The organism is Alkalibacterium sp. s-m-28 (assembly GCF_054658175.1).
Window position 1 is genome coordinate 1 of sequence record NZ_BAAGIQ010000040.1, and the last position, 20,489, is coordinate 20,489.

Annotated in this window: 16 protein-coding genes; 15 read left to right on the forward strand and 1 reads right to left on the reverse strand. The window is 43.8% G+C overall.

Going from position 1 to position 20,489, the window contains the following annotated elements; translation table 11 throughout:
• Window positions 1-111: 111 nt before the first annotated feature.
• Window positions 112-807: an aminotransferase class I/II-fold pyridoxal phosphate-dependent enzyme gene (locus ACYQ4S_RS06930; protein ID WP_459770229.1), complete on the forward strand. Its 696-nt coding sequence runs from the start codon at window positions 112-114 to the stop codon at window positions 805-807.
• Between the two features lie 482 nt (window positions 808-1,289).
• On the opposite strand, the gene glmS is transcribed toward ACYQ4S_RS06930, so the two are convergent.
• Window positions 1,290-3,098, reverse strand: a complete 1,809-nt coding sequence (gene glmS, locus ACYQ4S_RS06935) for a glutamine--fructose-6-phosphate transaminase (isomerizing) (protein WP_459770213.1) — start codon at window positions 3,096-3,098, stop codon at window positions 1,290-1,292.
• A gap of 432 nt (window positions 3,099-3,530) precedes the next feature.
• Here glmS and ACYQ4S_RS06940 point away from each other — a divergent pair, with 432 nt between their 5' ends.
• From ACYQ4S_RS06940 to ACYQ4S_RS07005, 14 genes are all read left to right on the forward strand, one after another.
• A complete protein-coding gene (locus tag ACYQ4S_RS06940) occupies window positions 3,531-4,082 on the forward strand; it encodes a hypothetical protein (protein ID WP_459770215.1) in 552 nt (183 codons plus the stop codon).
• A gap of 132 nt (window positions 4,083-4,214) precedes the next feature.
• Window positions 4,215-4,616, forward strand: coding sequence for a hypothetical protein (locus ACYQ4S_RS06945; protein WP_459770217.1), 402 nt, complete (start codon window positions 4,215-4,217; stop codon window positions 4,614-4,616).
• Window positions 4,617-4,734: 118 nt separating this feature from the next.
• Window positions 4,735-5,295: an aminoacyl-tRNA hydrolase gene (gene pth, locus ACYQ4S_RS06950; RefSeq protein ID WP_346024065.1), complete on the forward strand. Its 561-nt coding sequence runs from the start codon at window positions 4,735-4,737 to the stop codon at window positions 5,293-5,295.
• A gap of 89 nt (window positions 5,296-5,384) precedes the next feature.
• A complete protein-coding gene (gene mfd / locus ACYQ4S_RS06955; protein ID WP_459770230.1) occupies window positions 5,385-8,888 on the forward strand; it encodes a transcription-repair coupling factor in 3,504 nt (1,167 codons plus the stop codon).
• A gap of 51 nt (window positions 8,889-8,939) precedes the next feature.
• Complete coding sequence (locus tag ACYQ4S_RS06960) at window positions 8,940-10,085, forward strand: MazG nucleotide pyrophosphohydrolase domain-containing protein (protein ID WP_459770219.1); 1,146 nt, start codon at window positions 8,940-8,942, stop codon at window positions 10,083-10,085.
• Entirely contained in the window at window positions 10,075-10,344 is a 270-nt protein-coding gene (locus ACYQ4S_RS06965) for an RNA-binding S4 domain-containing protein (protein ID WP_091265864.1), read from the forward strand. Before ACYQ4S_RS06960 ends, ACYQ4S_RS06965 begins: the two co-directional genes overlap by 11 nt.
• Window positions 10,345-10,516: 172 nt before the next feature.
• Window positions 10,517-10,954, forward strand: a complete 438-nt coding sequence (locus ACYQ4S_RS06970) for an FtsB family cell division protein (RefSeq protein WP_459770220.1) — start codon at window positions 10,517-10,519, stop codon at window positions 10,952-10,954.
• A 113-nt stretch (window positions 10,955-11,067) separates the two neighbouring features.
• On the forward strand, window positions 11,068-11,508 hold the full coding sequence (locus ACYQ4S_RS06975) for a S1 domain-containing RNA-binding protein (protein WP_346024069.1): 441 nt from the start codon (window positions 11,068-11,070) through the stop codon (window positions 11,506-11,508).
• Window positions 11,509-11,579: 71 nt separating this feature from the next.
• Complete coding sequence (gene tilS / locus ACYQ4S_RS06980; protein ID WP_459770222.1) at window positions 11,580-13,007, forward strand: tRNA lysidine(34) synthetase TilS; 1,428 nt, start codon at window positions 11,580-11,582, stop codon at window positions 13,005-13,007.
• Window positions 13,008-13,045: 38 nt separating this feature from the next.
• Window positions 13,046-13,582 (forward strand): hypoxanthine phosphoribosyltransferase, encoded by a 537-nt coding sequence (hpt, locus tag ACYQ4S_RS06985; protein ID WP_459770223.1) that lies wholly within the window; start codon window positions 13,046-13,048, stop codon window positions 13,580-13,582.
• 179 nt (window positions 13,583-13,761) lie between these two features.
• The gene (gene ftsH, locus ACYQ4S_RS06990; RefSeq protein WP_459770225.1) at window positions 13,762-15,888 is read left to right on the forward strand and encodes an ATP-dependent zinc metalloprotease FtsH; all 2,127 of its coding nucleotides are present in this window, start codon (window positions 13,762-13,764) and stop codon (window positions 15,886-15,888) included.
• 103 nt (window positions 15,889-15,991) lie between these two features.
• Window positions 15,992-16,882: an Hsp33 family molecular chaperone HslO gene (gene hslO / locus ACYQ4S_RS06995; protein WP_459770227.1), complete on the forward strand. Its 891-nt coding sequence runs from the start codon at window positions 15,992-15,994 to the stop codon at window positions 16,880-16,882.
• A 187-nt stretch (window positions 16,883-17,069) separates the two neighbouring features.
• Window positions 17,070-18,572 (forward strand): lysine--tRNA ligase, encoded by a 1,503-nt coding sequence (gene lysS, locus ACYQ4S_RS07000; protein ID WP_346024074.1) that lies wholly within the window; start codon window positions 17,070-17,072, stop codon window positions 18,570-18,572.
• A gap of 153 nt (window positions 18,573-18,725) precedes the next feature.
• Window positions 18,726-20,042 carry an AI-2E family transporter gene (locus tag ACYQ4S_RS07005; protein WP_346024075.1) on the forward strand — a complete coding sequence of 439 codons (1,317 nt, stop codon included), beginning with the start codon at window positions 18,726-18,728 and terminating at the stop codon, window positions 20,040-20,042.
• Window positions 20,043-20,489 lie beyond the last annotated feature (447 nt).

Here is a 20,489-nt window from a genome sequence, read left to right on the forward strand (position 1 = left end):
AGCTATAGGCTCTGCCATGGGAGGGGTGATGGCACACCCTTAAACTTAAGGCTTGAACAAAACAGAAATGGCCTGCGTTCGACAAAGCACTTAAGAATCCCACTGCTTTAGCTGTGGGAGTGTCAAAATACTGCCTGCATTTATTCTTACTCTAAATACTTTGGTGCGACGGGATGGAGAATCGGAACGATCGCCCTGGCCAAAGACAATGTGTTTGACAGAAGATTAGAAGAGCTTCCTGAAGAGAAGAAAGTGACGCTTGATGAGCGGTACGGCACACTGACGTCAGACCCAAGAGGGATTTCCTTCATTGACAGAATGGTGGCTGACAGCCGGTCAGTAGCGCTAAACCATGCAGCTGGTCTATCTGCGCCACAGCAGGTCATGATGACGCTGTTCAGTCTCTATGCCTTGCTTGACACTGAAGACCATTACAAACAGGAGGTCATTCAGATCTGTCAGAAGAGGGGGCAGCTGCTGTATAACTCTCTGGGACTGATGATGCCGGTCGAAGAATATAATACAGCTTACTATTGTGAAATAGACTTTGAATGGCTGCTTAATAAACGGTATGGATCAGACTTCAAAGAGTATATCCAGTCCAGCTGGACGATGACGGATATCGTTACGAAACTGGCTGAGGAAGAGCGCCTGATGCTGCTTAAATCAGAAGCGTTCGGCTCAGGCAAGTGGACAGTCCGGGTGTCACTCGCTAATCTGGACACAGATTCCTACAAGGAAGTCGGCGAGCGACTTATTGACATGCTTGACAGGATACATGAATCATGGACAGCTCTGTTAAAATAAGATAATAGCATACAAAAGCGGGATCCTTATAAGAGAAGGCAGACTTAGAAAAGTCTGTCGGACCTTAAAAGGGCCCGTTTTTTTACATTTATTGATGTAGACGTAATTAGAAAGAATGATTTTGTATTTATCCACATCTTATCCACAGAGTTGAAAGTGAAGATTAATAGAGGTATTCTTCTTATTTCGATTTTTAGAAGAAATAATGGAGGATGGGCATCATTGAACAGTTTCGGTACGACTGGGGGCAGAACTATCCGAGCTGATCAGAATCTGAGAGGTATTGCAAACTACAGGTAAAGAGTCCTGTGAGTATGTCGAACAGAGAAGTAAGGAAGCAAACTCATATGAACTGACCGAATCTCCTGCGAGAACACGTCGGTGGTTAACGAACTGGAAGACTATATGTAAAACCCCCGCAATACCGTCTGATGGACAGCTCGCAGGGGGCATTAGATTATTTTAGATCACTATCAGTATGATTATTCAACAGTTACTGACTTAGCCAGGTTACGAGGCTTGTCTACATCATTCCCACGATGCAGGCTGCAGTAGTATGAAAGCAGCTGAGTCGGGATGACGCTGACTAAAGCTGATAGCAGTGGATTGACTTTAGGAATCACGATGTGGTCACCCGGGCGGTCCAGTCCATCCATTGAAATGACCATAGTATGAGCGCCGCGTGCACGTGTTTCCTGAAGGTTGCCGCGGGTATGTCCGGCTACAGCCTGTTCAGTCACGATCGCAATAACTGGTGTACCTTTCTCAATCAGAGCGATCGTTCCATGTTTCAATTCACCTGCAGCGAATCCTTCTGTCTGGATATAGGAAATCTCTTTCAGCTTAAGTGCAGCTTCGAGAGCGACATGATAGTCCATGCCACGACCGATGTAGAACGCATTGCGTGTGATGCTCAAGTATTCAGATGCAAGCTCTTCGATCACGTCTTTTTCATCAACGAGCGTCTGCATAGCATTTGCAACTATGCCAAGATCGTGAATCATTGTCGGCTCATCGATCAGACCTTTTTCTATACCGACCACTTCAGATAAAATAGCCAGAACAGCAATCTGAGCCGTGTACGCTTTTGTAGAAGCTACAGCAATTTCCGGACCTGCATTCAGAAGCAGAGTGAAGTTGGATTCTCTGGATAATGTTGAACCGGCCACGTTTGTCACAGTAAGAGACGGATGACCCAGTTCATTCATTTTGACCAGTACCTGACGGCTGTCTGCCGTTTCCCCACTTTGAGAGATGAAGATGAAAAATGGTTTTTCAGGAAGCAGAGGCGTATGATAGCCGAATTCACTTGATACATGCACTTCTGTTGGAATATTCGTCATCTCTTCCAGAAGTTTTTTGCCAACTAGACCGGCATGATAACTTGTTCCGGCCGCGATAATATAAATGCGGTCTGAGTTCATCATAGTGATGACGATTTCAGGATCGATGGACAACTTGCCTTCTTCATCCTGATATTTCAGAACGAGCTTACGCATAACGGCTGGCTGCTCGTCGATTTCTTTAAGCATATAGTAAGGATAGGTTCCTTTTTCAAGGTCATTGGAATCCAGTTCTGCGATATAGTGGTTTCTTTCAATAATATCGCCGCTGAAGTTCTCGATGGACAGACTGTCTTTAGTCACGACTGCAACTTCTTTGTCCATTAATTCTACGAACTGATTCGTTTCCTTGATCATAGCCATTGCATCACTACAGATAACATTGAAGCCGTCTCCTTTACCTAGAAGCAGAGGACTCTTGTTTTTAGCGGCATAGATAACATCTGGATCTTCCTTGTCGATCAGAGCAATGGCGTATGAACCTTCAAGGGTCACGATGGTTTTTTTGAAGGCATCAAGTGTATCCAGACCTTCGTTTTCTGCAAACCAGGCGATCAGCTGAACAATGATTTCCGTGTCAGTTTCGCTGACCAGTTCAACATCTTCAAGATAAGCATCTTTTACTTCCTGATAATTTTCGATCACACCATTATGTACAATGGTATAGCGACCGCTAGTTGACTGATGAGGATGGGCGTTGCGTACACTAGGTTCACCATGAGTAGCCCAGCGGGTATGTCCGATTCCGGCATTAGCTTCGACCGATCCGTCGACTTTATCTCGTAAGGCTGCAATACGGCCCTTTTCTTTAAATAAATGGCCGTCATTCTGTTCTCTGATGACATAAATCCCGGCAGAGTCATAGCCCCGGTATTCCAGTTTTTCAAGTCCGTGTAATAGTACTTCTTTAGCGTCTTTCGATCCAATGTATCCAACGATTCCACACATGTGTATCCCTGCTTTCTTATAGATTAAATGTTTTAGCCCACTTTTTTTAAGTGGTATAGTTGTTAGTCATGTTGCGGTGTAATGGCTGCTTATGCAAGCATAATAATATTAAAAGCAAATATGTTAAAAGTCAACCATTTTTACTGATTATTTTTTCTGATTGGTATAGTCGTTTTGCTGGATGCGGGCGAGAGCTTTTAATCATGGATGCACGGTACAGCTCTTATATAATAAGGAGGGCGGACAGTATAGTCAACTGCATGTTCTGGAGGTTTAGAGAACATTAAAGATTTATTGACAAATATATGTAAAAAAATTGTCATATATTTTTTATTGTGGTATGATAACGATGAGCGAAATTATATAGATAGTTCTATCCCATTTATCTCTTATTATAAAAGAGATGTAATATATTAGGAGGGAATGTACAAAATGAGTTATAAAAAACTATTAGGTTTGCTGGCTGTATCTACACTTGCACTAGCTGCGTGTGATACAGATGGAGATCCAAGTCCGACACCAGACATCGATGAAGAAGTAGAAGACGATGCTGAGGTTGAAGATCTAGAAGAAACACCAGAAGACGACACTGATGAAGATGGCGGCAACGGTCAAAGCCCACATGATATCATTGATGGTATCGGAAGCGACCTTGGCTTCACAGCGCCTATCGAGCTGGAAATCTTTGGTGGAACTTGGTCTCAGGAAGGATATGTATTCACACCTGAAGACGGAGAAGCTACAGTTAACGGTTCAGCTGTGGGAGAAGGAGACGTCTATGCCTACGTTCTTCAGGACGGCGAAGTCGTAGAAACACCTGCAGTTGAAGATGGAGCATTCAGCTTTACAGTTGAAGCTACAGATTCTGATCAGGAATTCCAAGTCGGTGTATCAGAAGAAGAATTGTATGAAGTAGGAGATGAAGGCGACGTCGAAGAACTTGTTCGATGGGAAAATATCATCATCTTAGCTCCTGGAGAATAATTTTAAACAATTCAAACCAGAGGTTTCTCTTGAGCGAGGGAAGCCTCTGGTTTTTTGTAGGAATCTTCATATAATCTTAATACTCCTATAGTATAATTGATGAAATAACAGCAAATTAAAGGAATGACTAATATGCAATGGCTTCAGAAAATTCTGTTTTACATGACTGGTCGCTATGGCTTCGATGAATTTTCAAAAATACTGATGGCTGCCGGCCTGGTTTTCGGTATGCTGGCTAACTTTATCGGAGGGGTCTGGGTATCGGCTGTGGGGGTTGCCCTGCTGGCGTATGGTTTTCTCCGGATTCTCTCCAGAGATAAGGCGAATCGTTATAGAGAACTTCAGAAATATTTATCTGTCAAGCAGACCGTTCAACTGAGAACAAGGAAACTAAGAAACAGGTGGGCTCAGCGAAAAGCGTATAAAGTCGTTAAATGTCCTAACTGCAGACAGCAGATCCGTCTCCCGAGAGGAAGGAAGAAACTGCGGGTGACTTGCCCTAAATGTCAGGAGACATTCATTAAAAAAACTTGATTGATCACCAGAGGGAAAAGTGACTTCAAAACATGGTACAATAGAATAAATAAAAAACTGAACGACAGTATCGTTCAGCTTTTTTTGCATGTACAAAACGTTAAGGAGTTTCTATAATATGAAATTAATAATAGGGTTAGGCAATCCGGGAGCTAAATACGCTCAGACTAAACATAACATTGGATTTATTACATTAGATGAAATAGCTTTTCAAAGAGGCTGGACATTCAACCAGTCCAACTTTGAATCAGTTTATGCAGAAGGGATGGTCGGAACTGAAAAGGTCATCCTGATCAAGCCTCAGACTTATATGAACGAATCGGGACGTTCAGTGAGACAGTGGCTGGACTACTATGACTGTAGTGAGGAAGACATAGTTGTCGTCTATGATGATATGGACCTGCCGATCGGTAAAGTCCGGTTGAGACAGAAGGGTGGCGCCGGTGGACATAATGGCATCAAGAGTATGATCGATCATCTCGGGACGAAACAGTTCAATCGTCTCCGAATTGGTGTCGGACGCCCATACGAGAATCAGTCAGTCGTCTCTCATGTCTTGAGTCCCTTTCACAAATCGACGCATGAAGAGGTGCTTCTTTCAGTGAAGAAAGCAGCCGATGCCGCTTTATACTGGGTCGAGGGTCATTCGTTTACTGACACAATGACACAATTCAACTAAATGAATTTTATAGAAAAGGAGAAAATAGCGTGGCAGACTTACACACATTAATTAGTGAGAAACCATCCGTTAAAGAACTGTTTTCTCAAATGGGAAAAAAGAGGAAGCACCTCATAACTGGAATGGCAGGATCGGCGCGGACATTAGTGCTCAAATCATTATTTGAAGAAGAATCCAGACAGATCGTCGTGGTCACTCAAAATGTCTATCATGCCAATCAGCTCATAACCGATTTAACTGGTCTCATTCCTGATGACCAGCTCTTTCTGTTTGCAGTGGACGATATGATCCATGCTGAAATGGCCGTCTCTTCTCCGGAATCCCGGGCAGAGCGCGTCAAGGCTCTAGATTTCATGCTGAAAAATAAACCGGGAGTGGTGGTCACTTCTCTGGCCGGGGCAAGAAAGCTTCTTCCCGATCCGGTCCTCTTTGCTCAGGCAGAGCTTTTATTCTCTATCGGAGATGAAGTAGAGCTTGAGCAGCTCCAGCGGAAACTTGCCGAGATGGGTTACAGGCGGGAGCAGAAAGTATCCGCTCCTGGAGAATTCAGCATTCGAGGCGGCATCATTGATGTGTATCCGCTGACTGAAGAAAAGCCTGTCAGAATTGAGCTGTTTGATGTGGAAATCGATTCACTAAGGTACTTTGATGCGGACACTCAAAGGTCTGAACAGAATATTGAAACCGTAAAAATCATCCCTGCTACAGATACTTTACTTTGTATAGAGGAAAAAGATGCCATCATCACCCGGTTTGAGAAAGCGCTGGCCTCGTCACTGAAAAAAACAAAGGACGAACACCAGCAGACTAATCTGAATGAGACAGTCAGGGATATCATGGATACGATCAAAGACGAAACTTACAGCGAAGAGCTGGTCAGATATGCGGATCTTTTGTATAAGAATAAAGCGACCCTCATCGACTATGCGTCGGATGATGCGATCGTTGTCATGGATGAATACCCACGTATACTTGAAAACGAAGCAAGACTGGAAGAAGAGGAGGGTGAATGGGTTACATCCCAGTTAACTCAGGGGAATATCCTCATCAATCAGTCCTTCTCGAAAAATTTCAGAGACACACTCAAAGGTTCAGAACTGAATCAGCTTTATTTCTCACTGTTCCAGAAAGGAATGAAAGGACTCCGACTGGACAGCATCCATGCCTTTCAGTATCGGACGATGCAGAAATTCTTTGGACAGATGAACCTGGTCAAGACGGAAATGGACCGCTGGGTGAAACAGGAGTATACTGTCATTGTCATGACAGAAAGTGAAGACAGGGCGGAAAAAGTACATCAGACTCTTCTCAATTTTGAGATTCCGAGTACCTTATCGGACAGGGATCATTTAAAAGAAGGCATTATCCAGGTCATCAGTGGAAGTGTCATGACGGGATTTGAGCTTCCGCATGAAAAAATTGCGGTACTGACAGAGAAAGAGCTCTTCAACAGACTGCCTAAAAAGAAACCGAGAAGACAGAATCTGTCGAATGCTGAAAGACTGAAAAGCTACTCTGAACTGGACAAAGGCGACTACGTGGTGCATGTCAATCATGGGATCGGTCAGTTCATGGGCATGGAAACCATGGAAATCGGTGGGGTGCATCAGGATTACCTCAGTGTTGTGTACAAGGATTCATCGAAACTGTTCATACCTGTGACACAGCTGAATCTCCTCCAGAAGTATGTGTCTTCAGAAGGGAAAACCCCCAAACTGAATAAACTGGGAGGCACATCCTGGGCGAAGACGAAGAAAAAAGTAGCCTCTCAGGTTGAAGACATAGCAGATGAGCTGGTCGAGCTGTATGCTGAACGAGAGCAGAGAACCGGCTATGCCTTCTCCAGAGACAATGCCTATCAGAGGGAGTTCGATGATGCGTTTCCTTACACAGAAACGGATGACCAGCTTCGCTCGATTCGTGAAGTGAAAAAAGATATGGAAAAAGACAAGCCTATGGATCGCCTGATCGTAGGAGATGTCGGTTACGGAAAAACAGAAGTAGCTATGCGTGCCATTTTCAAAGCAGTTCAGGACGGGAAACAGGTGGCATTTCTGGTGCCGACTACCGTTCTGGCTCAGCAGCATTACAATACTATGCTGGAACGATTTGCTGACTTTCCTGTGGAGATCGGACTGCTGAGCCGTTTCCGTACAGGTAAGCAGCTGAAAGAAACTGTCGACGGACTGAAAAAAGGGCACATAGATGTCGTCGTCGGAACGCATAGGGTTCTGTCTAAAGATATTGTCTTTCAGGATTTGGGTCTGCTTATTGTAGACGAAGAGCAGCGCTTCGGAGTCAAGCACAAGGAAAGACTGAAACAGCTGAAAAGCGAGGTGGATGTACTGACGCTGACGGCCACCCCTATTCCCCGGACTCTTCATATGTCCATGCTGGGTGTGAGAGATCTGTCAGTGATAGAAACTCCGCCGGCCAACCGCTACCCGGTACAGACTTACGTTATGGAGATGAATGGGGCAGTGGTAGCTGAATCGATCAAACGAGAAATGGCTAGAGGCGGTCAGGCATTCTATCTGCACAACCGTGTCAGCACGATCGAGCAGCGGGTAGACGAACTCCAGCAGCTCGTTCCTGAAGCCCGTATTGCGCATGCGCACGGACAGATGACAGAAGTTCAGCTGGAGAACATTCTATACCAGTTCATACAGGGAGAGTATGATCTGCTCGTCACAACGACGATCATCGAAACAGGAGTCGATATCCCTAACGTCAATACGCTTATTGTAGAGGATGCTGACCGTATGGGCTTGTCCCAGCTTTATCAGTTGAGGGGACGGGTCGGTCGGAGCAGTCGAATCGCCTATTCGTATTTCATGCATCAGCCGAACAAGATTTTGACAGAAGTCAGTGAAAAGAGGCTGCAGGCGATCAAGGACTTTACCGAACTCGGATCAGGTTTCAAGATTGCCATGAGAGACCTTGCCATACGTGGGGCTGGTAACCTCTTAGGGCAGCAACAGCACGGATTCATCGACAGTGTCGGATTTGATCTGTATTCACAGATGCTCGAAGAAGCAGTTGCACGAAAACGCGGGGACAAGCGTCACCAGAAAACGGTGGTGGAAATGGATCTGTCGGTCGATGCTTACTTGCCTGGAACGTATGTCCAGGATGAACGTCAGAAAATCGAGCTGTACAAGCGTATCAGACAGTTTTCTTCCGATGAGGACTATGTAGAACTTCAGGATGAACTGATCGACCGCTTTGGGGACTACCCTCAGGAAGTCGCAGATCTGCTCTCAGTAGGTCTGCTCAAGATGTACTGTGAACAGGCGCTAATAGAACTGATTAAGCGTGATGGAAACAATCTGACTGTCGTCTTCTCGAAGGCCGGAACGACGCGTCTTCCACTTCCTGAAGTGTTCAAGGCGCTTAAACCGATCACGTTGAAAACAGATATGCAGGCAGAGGAGAAACTGACTGTCGCATTTAAGCTGACCAGACTGACGTCTGTCAATGAATGGCTGGATGCGCTGGTTCTCTTTTCTAAAAATACAGCTGAGTATCTGATTGAAAAAGAGAAAAGAGAAGAAGAGGAACAGCAGAAACAGTCAGCTGATCCACAGAAATAATCCGGTCAGACAGGAGAAGTATCCGTCCAGAACTGAGACGAATTGTCTGCAATGAACAAAGAATTTTATATGCTGCCTGATGCTGTCGGAGCAGGCAGCATCAAGCAGTTGGCAATACATCATCATAAGGAGGCAGTTATGCACACCATCACTATAGTCGGGCTGGGACCTGGAGAAAAGCGGCAGATGCCGTTGAGTGTATATGAGAGGCTCATGAGCAGTCAGTCGATAATCGTCAGAACATCGGACCATCCTGCCCTGAACGAAATGAAAGAAGAAGGACTCGTCTTTGAATCGATGGACTACCTCTACGACCAGTATAGTAAAGATTTTAGTCAGGTTTATCAGTCGATTGTCGAAAAGCTGATAAAAGAAGCACAGAGCAGGGAAGTGCTTTACGCCGTTCCGGGTCATCCTATGGTTGCTGAGAAGACGGTCAAGGATCTGCTGGAACAATATGACAAGGTCGAAATCCTGGACGGAAAAAGTTTTCTCGATGATCTTTTCAAAGCTGTCCGCATCGATCCGGTCGAAGGGTTCCAGCTGGTTGATTCCTTTGAGCTGAATCATGATCTGGTACAGACTGGTCAGCACCTCATTGTCATGCAGGTGTTTAATGTCTTAATGGCAGGAGAGGTCAAATTGACTCTGATGGAAAAATATCCGGATGATCATCAAGTGGCAGTTATCGATGGCGCGGGAACATCTGATGAAAAAGTACAGTGGCTGCCGCTATTTGAAATGGACCGTTTTGACGGCGTGTTCAATTTAAGGTCGCTGTATGTCCCTCCTTTATCAAAGGACGAACAAATCACGTCATTGTCCACTCTGCAGTATTATATAGACAGGGTTACCGGAGAAGATGGGGATGCATGGATCATTGAGCAGACCCCGCTTTCCCTGGTGGAATACATCAGAGAAGAAACAGAAGAACTGATCGAAGCCATCGAACGGGAAGATATAGATAATTGGATGGAGGAACTGGGAGACGTCCTTGTTCAGATACTTTACCAGACCAATGCAGCTGAAAAAGAGGGACTCTTTACATTCGAAGAGGTGCTTGGAAGTGTGAACCGCAAAATGAGACGCCGTCACCCTCATGTCTTTGACGGTGTGAGTGCATCCACGCCGGAAGAAGTCGATGCCATCTGGCAGAAAATCAAACAGGAAGAGAAGAGGTTGAGAGATGAGACTTGATAAATTTCTTAAAGTGTCACGTATAATCAAAAGAAGATCTGTTGCAAAAGAAATTGCGGATAAAGACCGTATACAGATCAATGGAAAGACAGCTAAATCTTCGAGTTCAGTAGCAGTTGAAGATGAACTGACGATACAGTTCGGAAACAAAACACTGAAAGTTAGAGTCGATAATATAAAAGACACAACGAAAAAAGATGAAGCAAAAGATCTATATACTGTGCTGGAAGAGACCTATAAGGAGTCTGACAACAACTGACTGATCAGTTAGACACAATCAGAACCGCTTGATTTAGCGGAACTGATTGTGTCTTTTTCATTACAATTTAATTCTGGACCGGTTTCCTCTCCAGAGAATCTTTATCATTCGACTTATTCTTGGTATACTTTAATCACGATTCCTTGAATTGGAAGAAGGAGGAGCAATCACTATGGGAAATAAAAAACCACGTATTGCCCGTATGAAAAACGACTTTATAGAAACGAAGACCCTGGAAAATATTAGAGCGCATAAAAGACATAAAAAGCTGAAAAGAAGGATGCGTATCATCGTCGCAGCAGGCATGCTTCCGGTTGTTCTGGCTGGAAGTACCCTGGCAAGAAATTATGTTAAACTTCAGGATCTGGAGGAACAGAGAGTGGTAGCACAGCAGGAACTGGAATCTCTGGACCTCCAGCAGAAAGAACTGGCTTACTATATCGGTCTCCTGGAAGATGAAGAGTATGTAACCAAGCTGGCTAGAAGCGAGTATTATCTGACAAAGGATAACGAAATCGTCTTCAGCTTCCCGGATGACCGAAATCCGGATCATCTGGAAGCCACTGATGAAAATCCGGACGCTGACGAAGAAGAAACGGATGAAGAATGACAAAACCCGAACAATCGAGAGTGATTTATCAAGATTCTTCTATATAAACCTTTATTCTTAAAAAATTGCATGGTATAATTGTTTCAAATTATTTAGGAGGAAACATAGAAAATATGTCAATTGAAGTTGGAAGCAAAGTAGAAGGTAAAGTCACGGGTATTGCCAATTTTGGTGCGTTTATTGATTTAGGCAATAACAAGACAGGGTTAGTTCACATCAGTGAAGTGTCAGATAGTTATGTAGAAAACATCAATGAAGAACTGGAAGTTGGCCAGACCGTTACAGTGAAAGTCTTATCTATAGCAGATGACGGCAAAATCGGACTATCTATCCGCAAAGCCCAGGACAAGCCTGCTGAATCAGCTCCAAAACCTAAAGCGCCAAGTCGTGAGCGTTCAAGCTCTTCTTCAAATAAAAGAAGCAGCTCAGCTCCGAAAAAACAGGACTTCGACTCTCTAATGAGTTCATTCCTGAAAGACAGTGAAGACCGCTTGACCTCCATTAAACGAAACACTGAAAACAAACGCGGTGGACGTGGCGGAAGAAGAAGTTGACACATTAACATTTAAATCAGAAGAGAAAGGGTTTGGGGGAGTCCCTGAACCCTTTTTAATTGAAGTATCTAATGTCCGAAAGGTGGGAGAAGATGGATCTGCTCCAGAAGTTTACTGGACACATTAGAACGCTCGAGGCCTGGGAGCCTGACGAACCGGTCATCGTCGCAGTATCGGGAGGGGTTGATTCTGTCGTCCTCCTTGACCTGGTGGGCAGGCTGCCAGAGGATGTCAAACCGAATATTATAATTGCTCATGTCAATCATCATCTGAGAGGGGTCTCTGATGATGAGGAATCGGCAGTCAGAAAACTTGCTGAACGATACACTGTTCCTGTTTACGTCCATCACTGGCGAAAAGAAGACCACCCGGACTCAGGTATCGAGAAAGCGGCAAGAGATATTCGTTATTCCTTTTTCAAAGAGATTGCCCAGCGGATGGGTAGCCGTGCAGTTCTGACTGCCCATCATAAGGATGACCAAGTTGAAACGATCCTCATGAAGCTGGTCAGAGGCAGTGCGCTGGAAGAACTGAAAGGTATATCAGCTAAACGATCTGACGGGATAGTTACGATAGTCAGGCCACTACTGCCATTTACCAAGAAAAATCTGCTATCCTACGCAGAACAAAGACAGCTGCTCTGGGCTGAAGATGAGTCCAATGCATCGTTAAAGTTTACGAGAAATCGATACAGGCAGACAATTCTACCGCTTCTCAGATCTGAAAATCCAGCAGTTGACGATCATCTAATTCGGTTTACAGAAGATATCGAGAGTCTTCTGTCCCTCTCTGCCCCATGTGTCGAAGAGTGGAAAAAAGACATACTATCATTTGATAATGACACTCTGTACATCATGGTTCCTGCTCTTAGACAGGCGGATGAGGCCTTGCAGAGACGGGTACTGAGCAGTGGAATCAAACAGTGGTCCAGAAAGCAGTCCTACACTCTCGGGCACAAGCACATACAGATGATCATTGACTGGCTGAAAGCGTCTAGTCCTAATACGACACTGGATCTTCCGGGGGGGCTGACTGCAGAGAGAATGTACGATCGCTGCATGATTCGAAAAAAAGAGTCTGACAGCAGGTATGAGATCGAAAGCGAAAATGAAAATGAGAAGAAACTGGCAGTCGGTCAATGGATCGAACTGGAGGACGGCAGCTCGATGGGGTTGATCACCTATGAATCATTCCGGTCCAGGGAATCAAGTCAGAATGAACGACATCTGTATCTTGGAATTCCGTTACAGAGCACCCCATTGACAATACGTCACAGACACAATGGAGACAGGATGACTGTCAGGGGAATGACTGGAACAAAGAAAGTGAAAGATATTTTTATAGATCAGAAAATACCGAGAGAAGACAGAGAGCGGGCTTGGGTCGTGACAGACAGTACAGGTCGCATTTTATGGGTCGTTGACCTTAAGGAATCTGCATTGTCACTGGACCCTAGAACTGATACAATTAGCTACGTACTCGTATATGAAAGAATGTAATTTTAAAAGTAAAGAGTAGATGAAAAGGAGATCATGACATGAGAAATGAAATTGAAAGCATATTGATATCTGAAGAGGAAATTATGGAGAAAGTTCAGGAACTTGGTGAGCTTCTTGGCAAGGAATATGACGGGAAAAACCCTCTGCTGGTCGGTGTACTTAAAGGTGCTCTGCCATTTATGGCAGATCTAATCAAAAAAATGGATATACACCTGGAAATCGACTTCATGGATGTATCAAGCTACGGAAATGAAACGGTCTCATCTGGAGAAGTCAAGATCCTGAAAGACTTGGATACAAACGTCGAAGGCCGACACGTCCTTTTCGTGGAAGATATTATCGATACTGGAGGTACTCTGGCTTACCTGAAAGATCTTTTCAAATACCGTAAAGCAGCTTCGGTCAAAATCGTCACCCTGCTGGACAAGCCGTCCGGCCGCAAAATCGATATTCACGCCGACTGGGTAGGGTTTACAGTGCCGCACAAATTCGTAGTGGGCTACGGACTGGACTATGCTGAAAATTACCGTAACCTGCCATTCATAGGCGTGCTTAAGCCTGAAATCTACCAGTAGTCAACTGACTTGTGAAAGAAGTATGGATTTTCAATGCTGAAACAACTAGTATATGGAATCATCAAACAAAATTCATAGCCAAAAATGGTCAAGTATGGTAACATGATATGGTATGTTATTTTAAGTAAGTAACCTTAAAATGGATCACAATCAAAATCAGTTGATAGATGGAGGATGACATGAAGAAAGGATTTTTTAAGAGTGGATTCTTCTACGTCATCGTGTTTCTTGCAGTTATAGGTATTGCAAGTTGGGCGACTAGTGGCGGTGGAGATCAGGCTTCAGAAGGGGTTAGTTCAACCCAGTTTATCGAATTTCTGGAAGATGATCGCATAGAAGAATTTCAGGTCCAGCCTACAGCTGGCGTATATGAGATAAGAGGACAGTTTCGAGAAGGACAGGAAGTAGAAGTTGAACAGGATCAGGATGTCACATTGTTCGGTAGTCTTGATCAGCAGCAGGCTTCCCGATTTACCACTCATATTTTAGTTAACGACAGTGTCGTTGATGAAATGTTCTCATTAGCAAGAGAAAATGATGTTAATATTGTGTCGATCAAAGAGCCGACAACCGGTGTCTGGACCAGTCTTCTGTTTACATTCCTGCCGATGCTTCTGTTCATCGGATTCATCTACTTTATGATGGGTCAGGCTGGACAAGGTGGCGGAGCAGGCGGTGGACGCGGGGTCATGAACTTCGGCAAGTCCAAAGCTAAAGAAACGGATGCCAAGACAAGTAAAGTCCGCTTCTCTGATGTTGCAGGAGCAGACGAAGAAAAAGAAGAACTTGTTGAAATCGTTGAATTCCTTAAGGATCCAAGGCGATTCTCAAATCTGGGTGCCCGAATTCCAGCAGGTGTGCTGCTTGAGGGGCCTCCCGGTACAGGTAAGACCTTGCTTGCGAAAGCAGTAGCGGGTGAAGCCGGCGTGCCTTTCTTCTCGATCTCAGGTTCTGAGTTCGTTGAGATGTTCGTCGGAGTTGGGGCAAGTCGTGTACGTGACTTGTTCGAGACTGCCAAGAAAACTGCACCAGCCATCATCTTCATCGATGAGATTGATGCAGTCGGTCGTCAGCGTGGCGCTGGAATGGGTGGAGGTCATGATGAACGTGAACAGACACTTAACCAGCTGCTTGTTGAAATGGACGGATTTACCGGTAATGAAGGAATCATCGTCATTGCGGCAACCAACAGACAGGACGTTCTGGATCCGGCACTTCTGAGACCTGGACGTTTTGACAGACGCATCATGGTCGGCAGACCGGATGTTAAAGAACGTGAAGCGATCCTAAAAGTTCATGCTAAGAACAAGCCGCTGTCTCCGGATGTCGATTTGAAAATCATCGCAAGACAGACCCCTGGATTTGCAGGAGCTGACCTTGAGAATCTGCTTAACGAAGCCGCGCTGGTCGCTGCAAGACGCGACAGTAAAGAAATTGAAGCGATGGATATTGACGAAGCACATGACCGGGTCATTGCGGGTCCAGCTAAGAAGGACCGAGTCATTTCCGAGACTGAACGAAGCATGGTTGCTTACCACGAAGCCGGACACACCATTGTCGGTTTGGTGTTAAGTGATGCCCGTATTGTTCATAAGGTGACGATCGTCCCTCGTGGACGTGCCGGTGGATATGCCATCATGCTGCCTAAAGAAGACCGCTTCCTGATGACTAAGAAAGAGTTGTTCGAACAGATCGTCGGCCTTCTAGGTGGACGTGTAGCTGAAGAGCTGATCTTTGGTTCTCAGTCAAGTGGGGCATCCAATGACTTCCAGCAGGCGACACAAATTGCCAGAAGCATGGTTACGGAATACGGGATGAGCGATCTGCTCGGTCCGGTTCAATACGAAGGCGGCGGACAAGTATTCCTTGGAAGAGATTATTCTCAATCCAAGGCATATTCTGAACAGTTTGCCTATCAGATCGACCAGGAAGTACTGCGTATCCTTAACGAAGGACATGCAGAAGCTAAACGGATCATTGAAGAACATAAAGCTTCACATGAACTGATCGCTCAGAAACTTCTTGAGTTTGAGACACTTGATGAGAAGCAGATCAAGTCTCTGTTTGAAGAAGGCGAAATGCCAGCTAAAAAAGGAGAGAAGCCGACTGAATTCCCACGCGAAAGCGCAGAAGCTGACCGTGATCCTGAAGAGGAACAAATCGGAACATCCTTCGAAGAAGTAAAAACAGCAAGAGAAGAAAAAGAAAAAGCACGAGAGAAACAGTTTGAAGAGGGACAGTCAGATGAGTCCGACAGTCAAACAACAGACTCAGAAGAATCTTCTGAAGACGAAACGAAAGAATAACAGCTGAAGTAGAAGAGGAGGCGTATCATTAGCCCTCCTCTTCTTTCCATGTAAAATAAAGAATAAGATGCAGTAAATACTGAAATAAAGGATCGTGAATAGTGTGTCAGATAAATTAATTAAAGCATTAGGATACAAAGATCAGGTCAGAGTCTACGTCGTTGATGCGACAGATATGATAAGAGAAGCACAGAAAAAACATGACACCTGGAGTGCGGCAACTTGTGCACTGGGACGTGCGATGGTGGGAACGACACTTCTGGGAGCCACATTAAAAGGTGAAGAAAAGCTGACCGTTCGAATCGAAGGGGATGGTCCGATCGGATATCTTCTGATCGACAGCAATGGTAAAGGTGAGACAAAGGGATATATCAAGCATCCTCATATCAGCCTGCCTCTTAACGATCAGGGCAAAATCGATGTACGAGGAGCAGTTGGAACCGAAGGCATGCTGACAGTCAGTAAAGATCTGGGAATGAAAGAACCTTTCGTAGGCCAGGTTCCGCTAATAAGTGGAGAACTCGGCGAAGATTTCACTTATTATATGGCAAATTCCGAACAGGTCCCTTCAGCGATTGGTCTTTCTGTACTGGTTAATCCTGATGAATCTGTAAAAGCTGCAGGAGGATTTATGATACAAGTCCTTCCTAATGCAGAAGATGAAACAATTGATAAAATCGAACAGGCTATTGCAGAATTACCTATGGTTTCACAGCTTATGGAAAAGGGAGAAACTCCAGAAGAGATTCTTGACCGACTAGTCGGAGATGGATCAGCACGAATTATTGACGGTTTGCCTGTCAGCTTTACTTGTGATTGTTCAAAGGAACGATTTAAAAATGCAATCATTACACTAGGTAAACAGGAAATAAATGACATGATAGATGAAGACGGCGGAGCGGAAGCAGTATGCCAATTCTGTCGGACACCGTACCATTTCGACCGGAATGAACTGGAAGAACTGATGGAAGAAGCTGACGGGATCAATGGCTGATCTGAATTAAGTCAGGAAATCATCTTTATGCTGGAGTAAAGATATGGTACTATAATTCAGATAACAGGTATTAAGAGAACAGGAAAAGAAAGGTCGGGTTCTTAGAAGAACCCCTTGTTTCTATAAAAAGCGTGTTTCCTGTAAGAATACCTTACTGAAGAAAAGTCAATAGAATGGAGTGACAGGATTGTCTCAAGATACACATAACGAGGAAACACTGACTGATCAGCTGGTGGTACGCCGTCAGAAGATGAATGACCTTAAAGAGAGAGGCGTCGACCCGTTTGGCGGACGTTACGAACGAACACATTTTTCAGACGAACTTCATAAAGCACATGAAGATCAGTCAAAAGAAGAACTGGCAGAAAAAGAAATTACTGTTAAAATAGCGGGTAGACTGATGACTAAACGTGGCAAAGGAAAAGCCGGTTTTGCTCACCTTAAAGATAAAAACGGATCGATTCAGATCTACGTCAGAAAAGACGCTGTAGGCGATGAGCAGTACGAAAGTTTCAAAACTGCTGATTTAGGTGATTTTCTAGGAATTGAAGGAACAGTTATGAAAACCAACACGGGCGAAGTAACGGTCCGCGCAACGGAACTGACTTATCTATCTAAAGCCCTGCGTCCTCTTCCTGATAAATACCACGGCCTGACAAATGTTGAACAGAAATATCGTCAGAGGTACCTGGACCTTATTTCAAATGAAGAAAGCTATGACCGCTTTACTAAACGCAGCCGGATCATTCAGGAAATCAGAACGTATCTGAACTCACTGGATTATCTGGAAGTTGAGACACCTCTGCTGCATAATTTAGCTGGAGGAGCAGCTGCTCGTCCATTTACGACACATCATAATGCACTGGATATGGAACTGTATCTTCGAATAGCTATTGAACTGCATTTGAAACGCCTGATTGTCGGTGGGATGGAAAAGGTTTATGAAATTGGCAGAGTCTTTCGTAATGAGGGAATCGATACGACGCACAATCCCGAATTTACAATGCTTGAGCTGTATACAGCTTTCCATGATGTGGATGATGTAATGGACCTGACAGAAGATCTGATCCGTACGGTTACAGAAAACGTTCTTGGATCTACAGATATTCCATATGGTGATGAAACAATTCATATAGGTAAGAAGTGGGATCGTCGTCACATGGTCGATCTTATCAAAGAAGAAACGGGAATCGATTTCTTTCAGAACTATACAAATGAAGAAGCACGTCAGCTGGCTAAAGAGCATAATGTCGCGATCGACGATTATGCCACTTTTGGTCATGTAGTAAATGAGTTCTTTGAGACGTTTGTCGAACATACGCTGATTCAGCCGACATTTGTGTATGGTCATCCTCTGGAAATATCTCCTCTTGCTAAGAAAAATGAAGAAGATCCGCGTTTCACTGATCGCTTTGAGCTCTTTATAGCTAAACACGAATATGCCAATGCGTTCAGCGAGCTGAATGATCCTATTGATCAGAGAGAACGATTTGAAGCGCAAGCTCTTGAAAAAGCGCAGGGAAATGACGAAGCGCACGATATTGATGAAGATTTCATCGAAGCACTTGAATACGGCATGCCGCCAACAGGTGGTTTAGGTATCGGAATAGACCGTCTGATCATGCTTCTCACTGATTCTCATTCCATACGTGATGTACTGCTCTTCCCTACAATGAAAAATATTGATTAACCGAAAATCTGGAAGCCACCCTATGTGACTTCCAGATTTTTTACATAATTAAAAGAAGTTAGGAATTATAGTGTGAAATTCTCGATAATATCTTCAAACTTCTATACTATAATAGGTAAGAGAATAAAGAATCAGGAGAAAGTGGGAATAAGAATGAAACAAACAAGATGGATCAAATTTCTTGGGGGAAGCAATTTACTGTTTACGTTAGTCACACTAATTTTGATCGGTATTGTGGCGATAATATTTAACCAGGTCGACTATATTTTCACCCCTTTATTTGTTATTGTGTCCAACATCTTAATGCCATTTGTTATTGCCTTATTATTGTATTACTTATTTAATCCATTCGTCGATTTTCTTGAAAAGAAAAAAGTCAAAAGAATATATGGAGTAGTCATATTATTTCTTCTACTTATCGGGGTATTAGTTGTAGGAATAGGTTCACTTTATCCCCTGCTTAGAGATCAGGTTGCCAGCTTTATAGAAAACTTTCCTGACTTTATCCAGTCGATCATTGCTTCAGTTACTGGATGGCTGGAAGATTTGCCATTTGGCAATGAGATAGAGTCGTTTATTCAAGAAGGAGAAGACTTTGTAACTTCGATACCAGACAACTTAAATCAGTATCTATCAGATGGATTCAGTGGGTTATCGGCGGTCATGACTGGTTTGACGAATGTAGTAGTAACAATCGTTACCTTCCCAATTATTCTGTTTTTCCTGCTGAAAGATGAAAAACGTTTCTTTTACGCAGTGCTGAGTATTGTCCCGCCAAAATGGAGAGAAGATCTCATAAGAGTATCTTCGGAAATAAATGATCAGGTTGGTGCCTACGTTAAAGGACAGCTTATTATTGCAACATCGATTGCTGTCATGATGTTCATTGGCTTCTCAATAATAAATTTGGAATTTAGTGGGGTACTAGCAGTAATTGCCGGATTTACATCTATTATTCCTTATATCGGTCCGACGCTGGCCTTTATCCCGGCGCTTGTAATAGCATTGATCGATTCCTGGTGGATGGTTATACAGCTGCTTCTCGTCTGGGCAGTTGTTCAGTTCGTTGACGGAAATCTGATTGAGCCGAACGTTATGGGAAGACAGTTAAATGTTCACCCGCTGACTATTATTATAGTCCTGCTGGTCATGGGCGACCTCCTGGGACTATTCGGCCTGATTTTCGGTGTGCCGATTTATGCCATCCTTAAAGTCATCGTTGTCCATTTCTTTCAGCAGTTCAAGAAACGGTATAATAAATACTATGGGGACCTTGCTGGAGAATACGAAGTCAGAACAATCGAAGCTGCGGTCAGTGGAAAGAGCAAACATGACCCTCAGCTTAAGCGTAATATACAAATAGCTAAACTAAAAAATAAAAAAGAGAACAAGAAAGTTAAAGGAGATACTGAGGCTGGTCAATCAGGAGAAGAGCAGATAGATGATTCAGTAGAAATCGATGATGAATAATAATTAAAAACTGACCTGTCTTACAGACGGGCCAGTTTTTTTATAGAAAAGATGACATTTAACTGTTGACGATGATGCAGAAACCTGTTATTATTAATCTCGTTGCTGCAAAACATAAACATGTAACGGCAATGAAAAAATAAAGTTGATTGTTGACAGTGAGTCGACAATGAGCTATAATAAAATAGCTGTCACACGAATGAAGGTAACGCTTTCAAGAGAGAAGTACTCAGAAACTTTTTCAAAAAAGTGTTGACCGCGAATCGGAGACATGGTATTATATAAAAGTTGTTGCGAAACATATACAATACAAACTGAAAGAGATAGATCTTTGAAAACTGAACAAAGTAGAAACAACCAAATGTGCAGGGGTCTTCGATTCTTTTGGAGTCGAAGGCAACAAACGAGTTAACATGGTTAACTCACAAGTAATACAATGAGCAAGTC

Excerpts from the sequence above, each read along its gene's own strand:
- ACYQ4S_RS06965 (WP_091265864.1), top strand. The coding sequence starts at position 10,075 with ATGAGACTTGATAAATTTCTTAAAGTGTCACGTATAATCAAAAGAAGA.
- ACYQ4S_RS06940 (WP_459770215.1), top strand. The coding sequence starts at position 3,531 with ATGAGTTATAAAAAACTATTAGGTTTGCTGGCTGTATCTACACTTGCA.
- tilS (WP_459770222.1), top strand. The coding sequence starts at position 11,580 with ATGTCCGAAAGGTGGGAGAAGATGGATCTGCTCCAGAAGTTTACTGGA.
- pth (WP_346024065.1), top strand. The coding sequence starts at position 4,735 with ATGAAATTAATAATAGGGTTAGGCAATCCGGGAGCTAAATACGCTCAG.
- mfd (WP_459770230.1), top strand. The coding sequence starts at position 5,385 with ATGGGAAAAAAGAGGAAGCACCTCATAACTGGAATGGCAGGATCGGCG.
- ftsH (WP_459770225.1), top strand. The coding sequence starts at position 13,762 with ATGAAGAAAGGATTTTTTAAGAGTGGATTCTTCTACGTCATCGTGTTT.
- ACYQ4S_RS06975 (WP_346024069.1), top strand. The coding sequence starts at position 11,068 with ATGTCAATTGAAGTTGGAAGCAAAGTAGAAGGTAAAGTCACGGGTATT.
- ACYQ4S_RS06960 (WP_459770219.1), top strand. The coding sequence starts at position 8,940 with ATGAACAAAGAATTTTATATGCTGCCTGATGCTGTCGGAGCAGGCAGC.
- glmS (WP_459770213.1), bottom strand. The coding sequence starts at position 3,098 with ATGTGTGGAATCGTTGGATACATTGGATCGAAAGACGCTAAAGAAGTA.
- ACYQ4S_RS07005 (WP_346024075.1), top strand. The coding sequence starts at position 18,726 with ATGAAACAAACAAGATGGATCAAATTTCTTGGGGGAAGCAATTTACTG.
- hpt (WP_459770223.1), top strand. The coding sequence starts at position 13,046 with ATGAGAAATGAAATTGAAAGCATATTGATATCTGAAGAGGAAATTATG.
- ACYQ4S_RS06970 (WP_459770220.1), top strand. The coding sequence starts at position 10,517 with ATGGGAAATAAAAAACCACGTATTGCCCGTATGAAAAACGACTTTATA.
- ACYQ4S_RS06945 (WP_459770217.1), top strand. The coding sequence starts at position 4,215 with ATGCAATGGCTTCAGAAAATTCTGTTTTACATGACTGGTCGCTATGGC.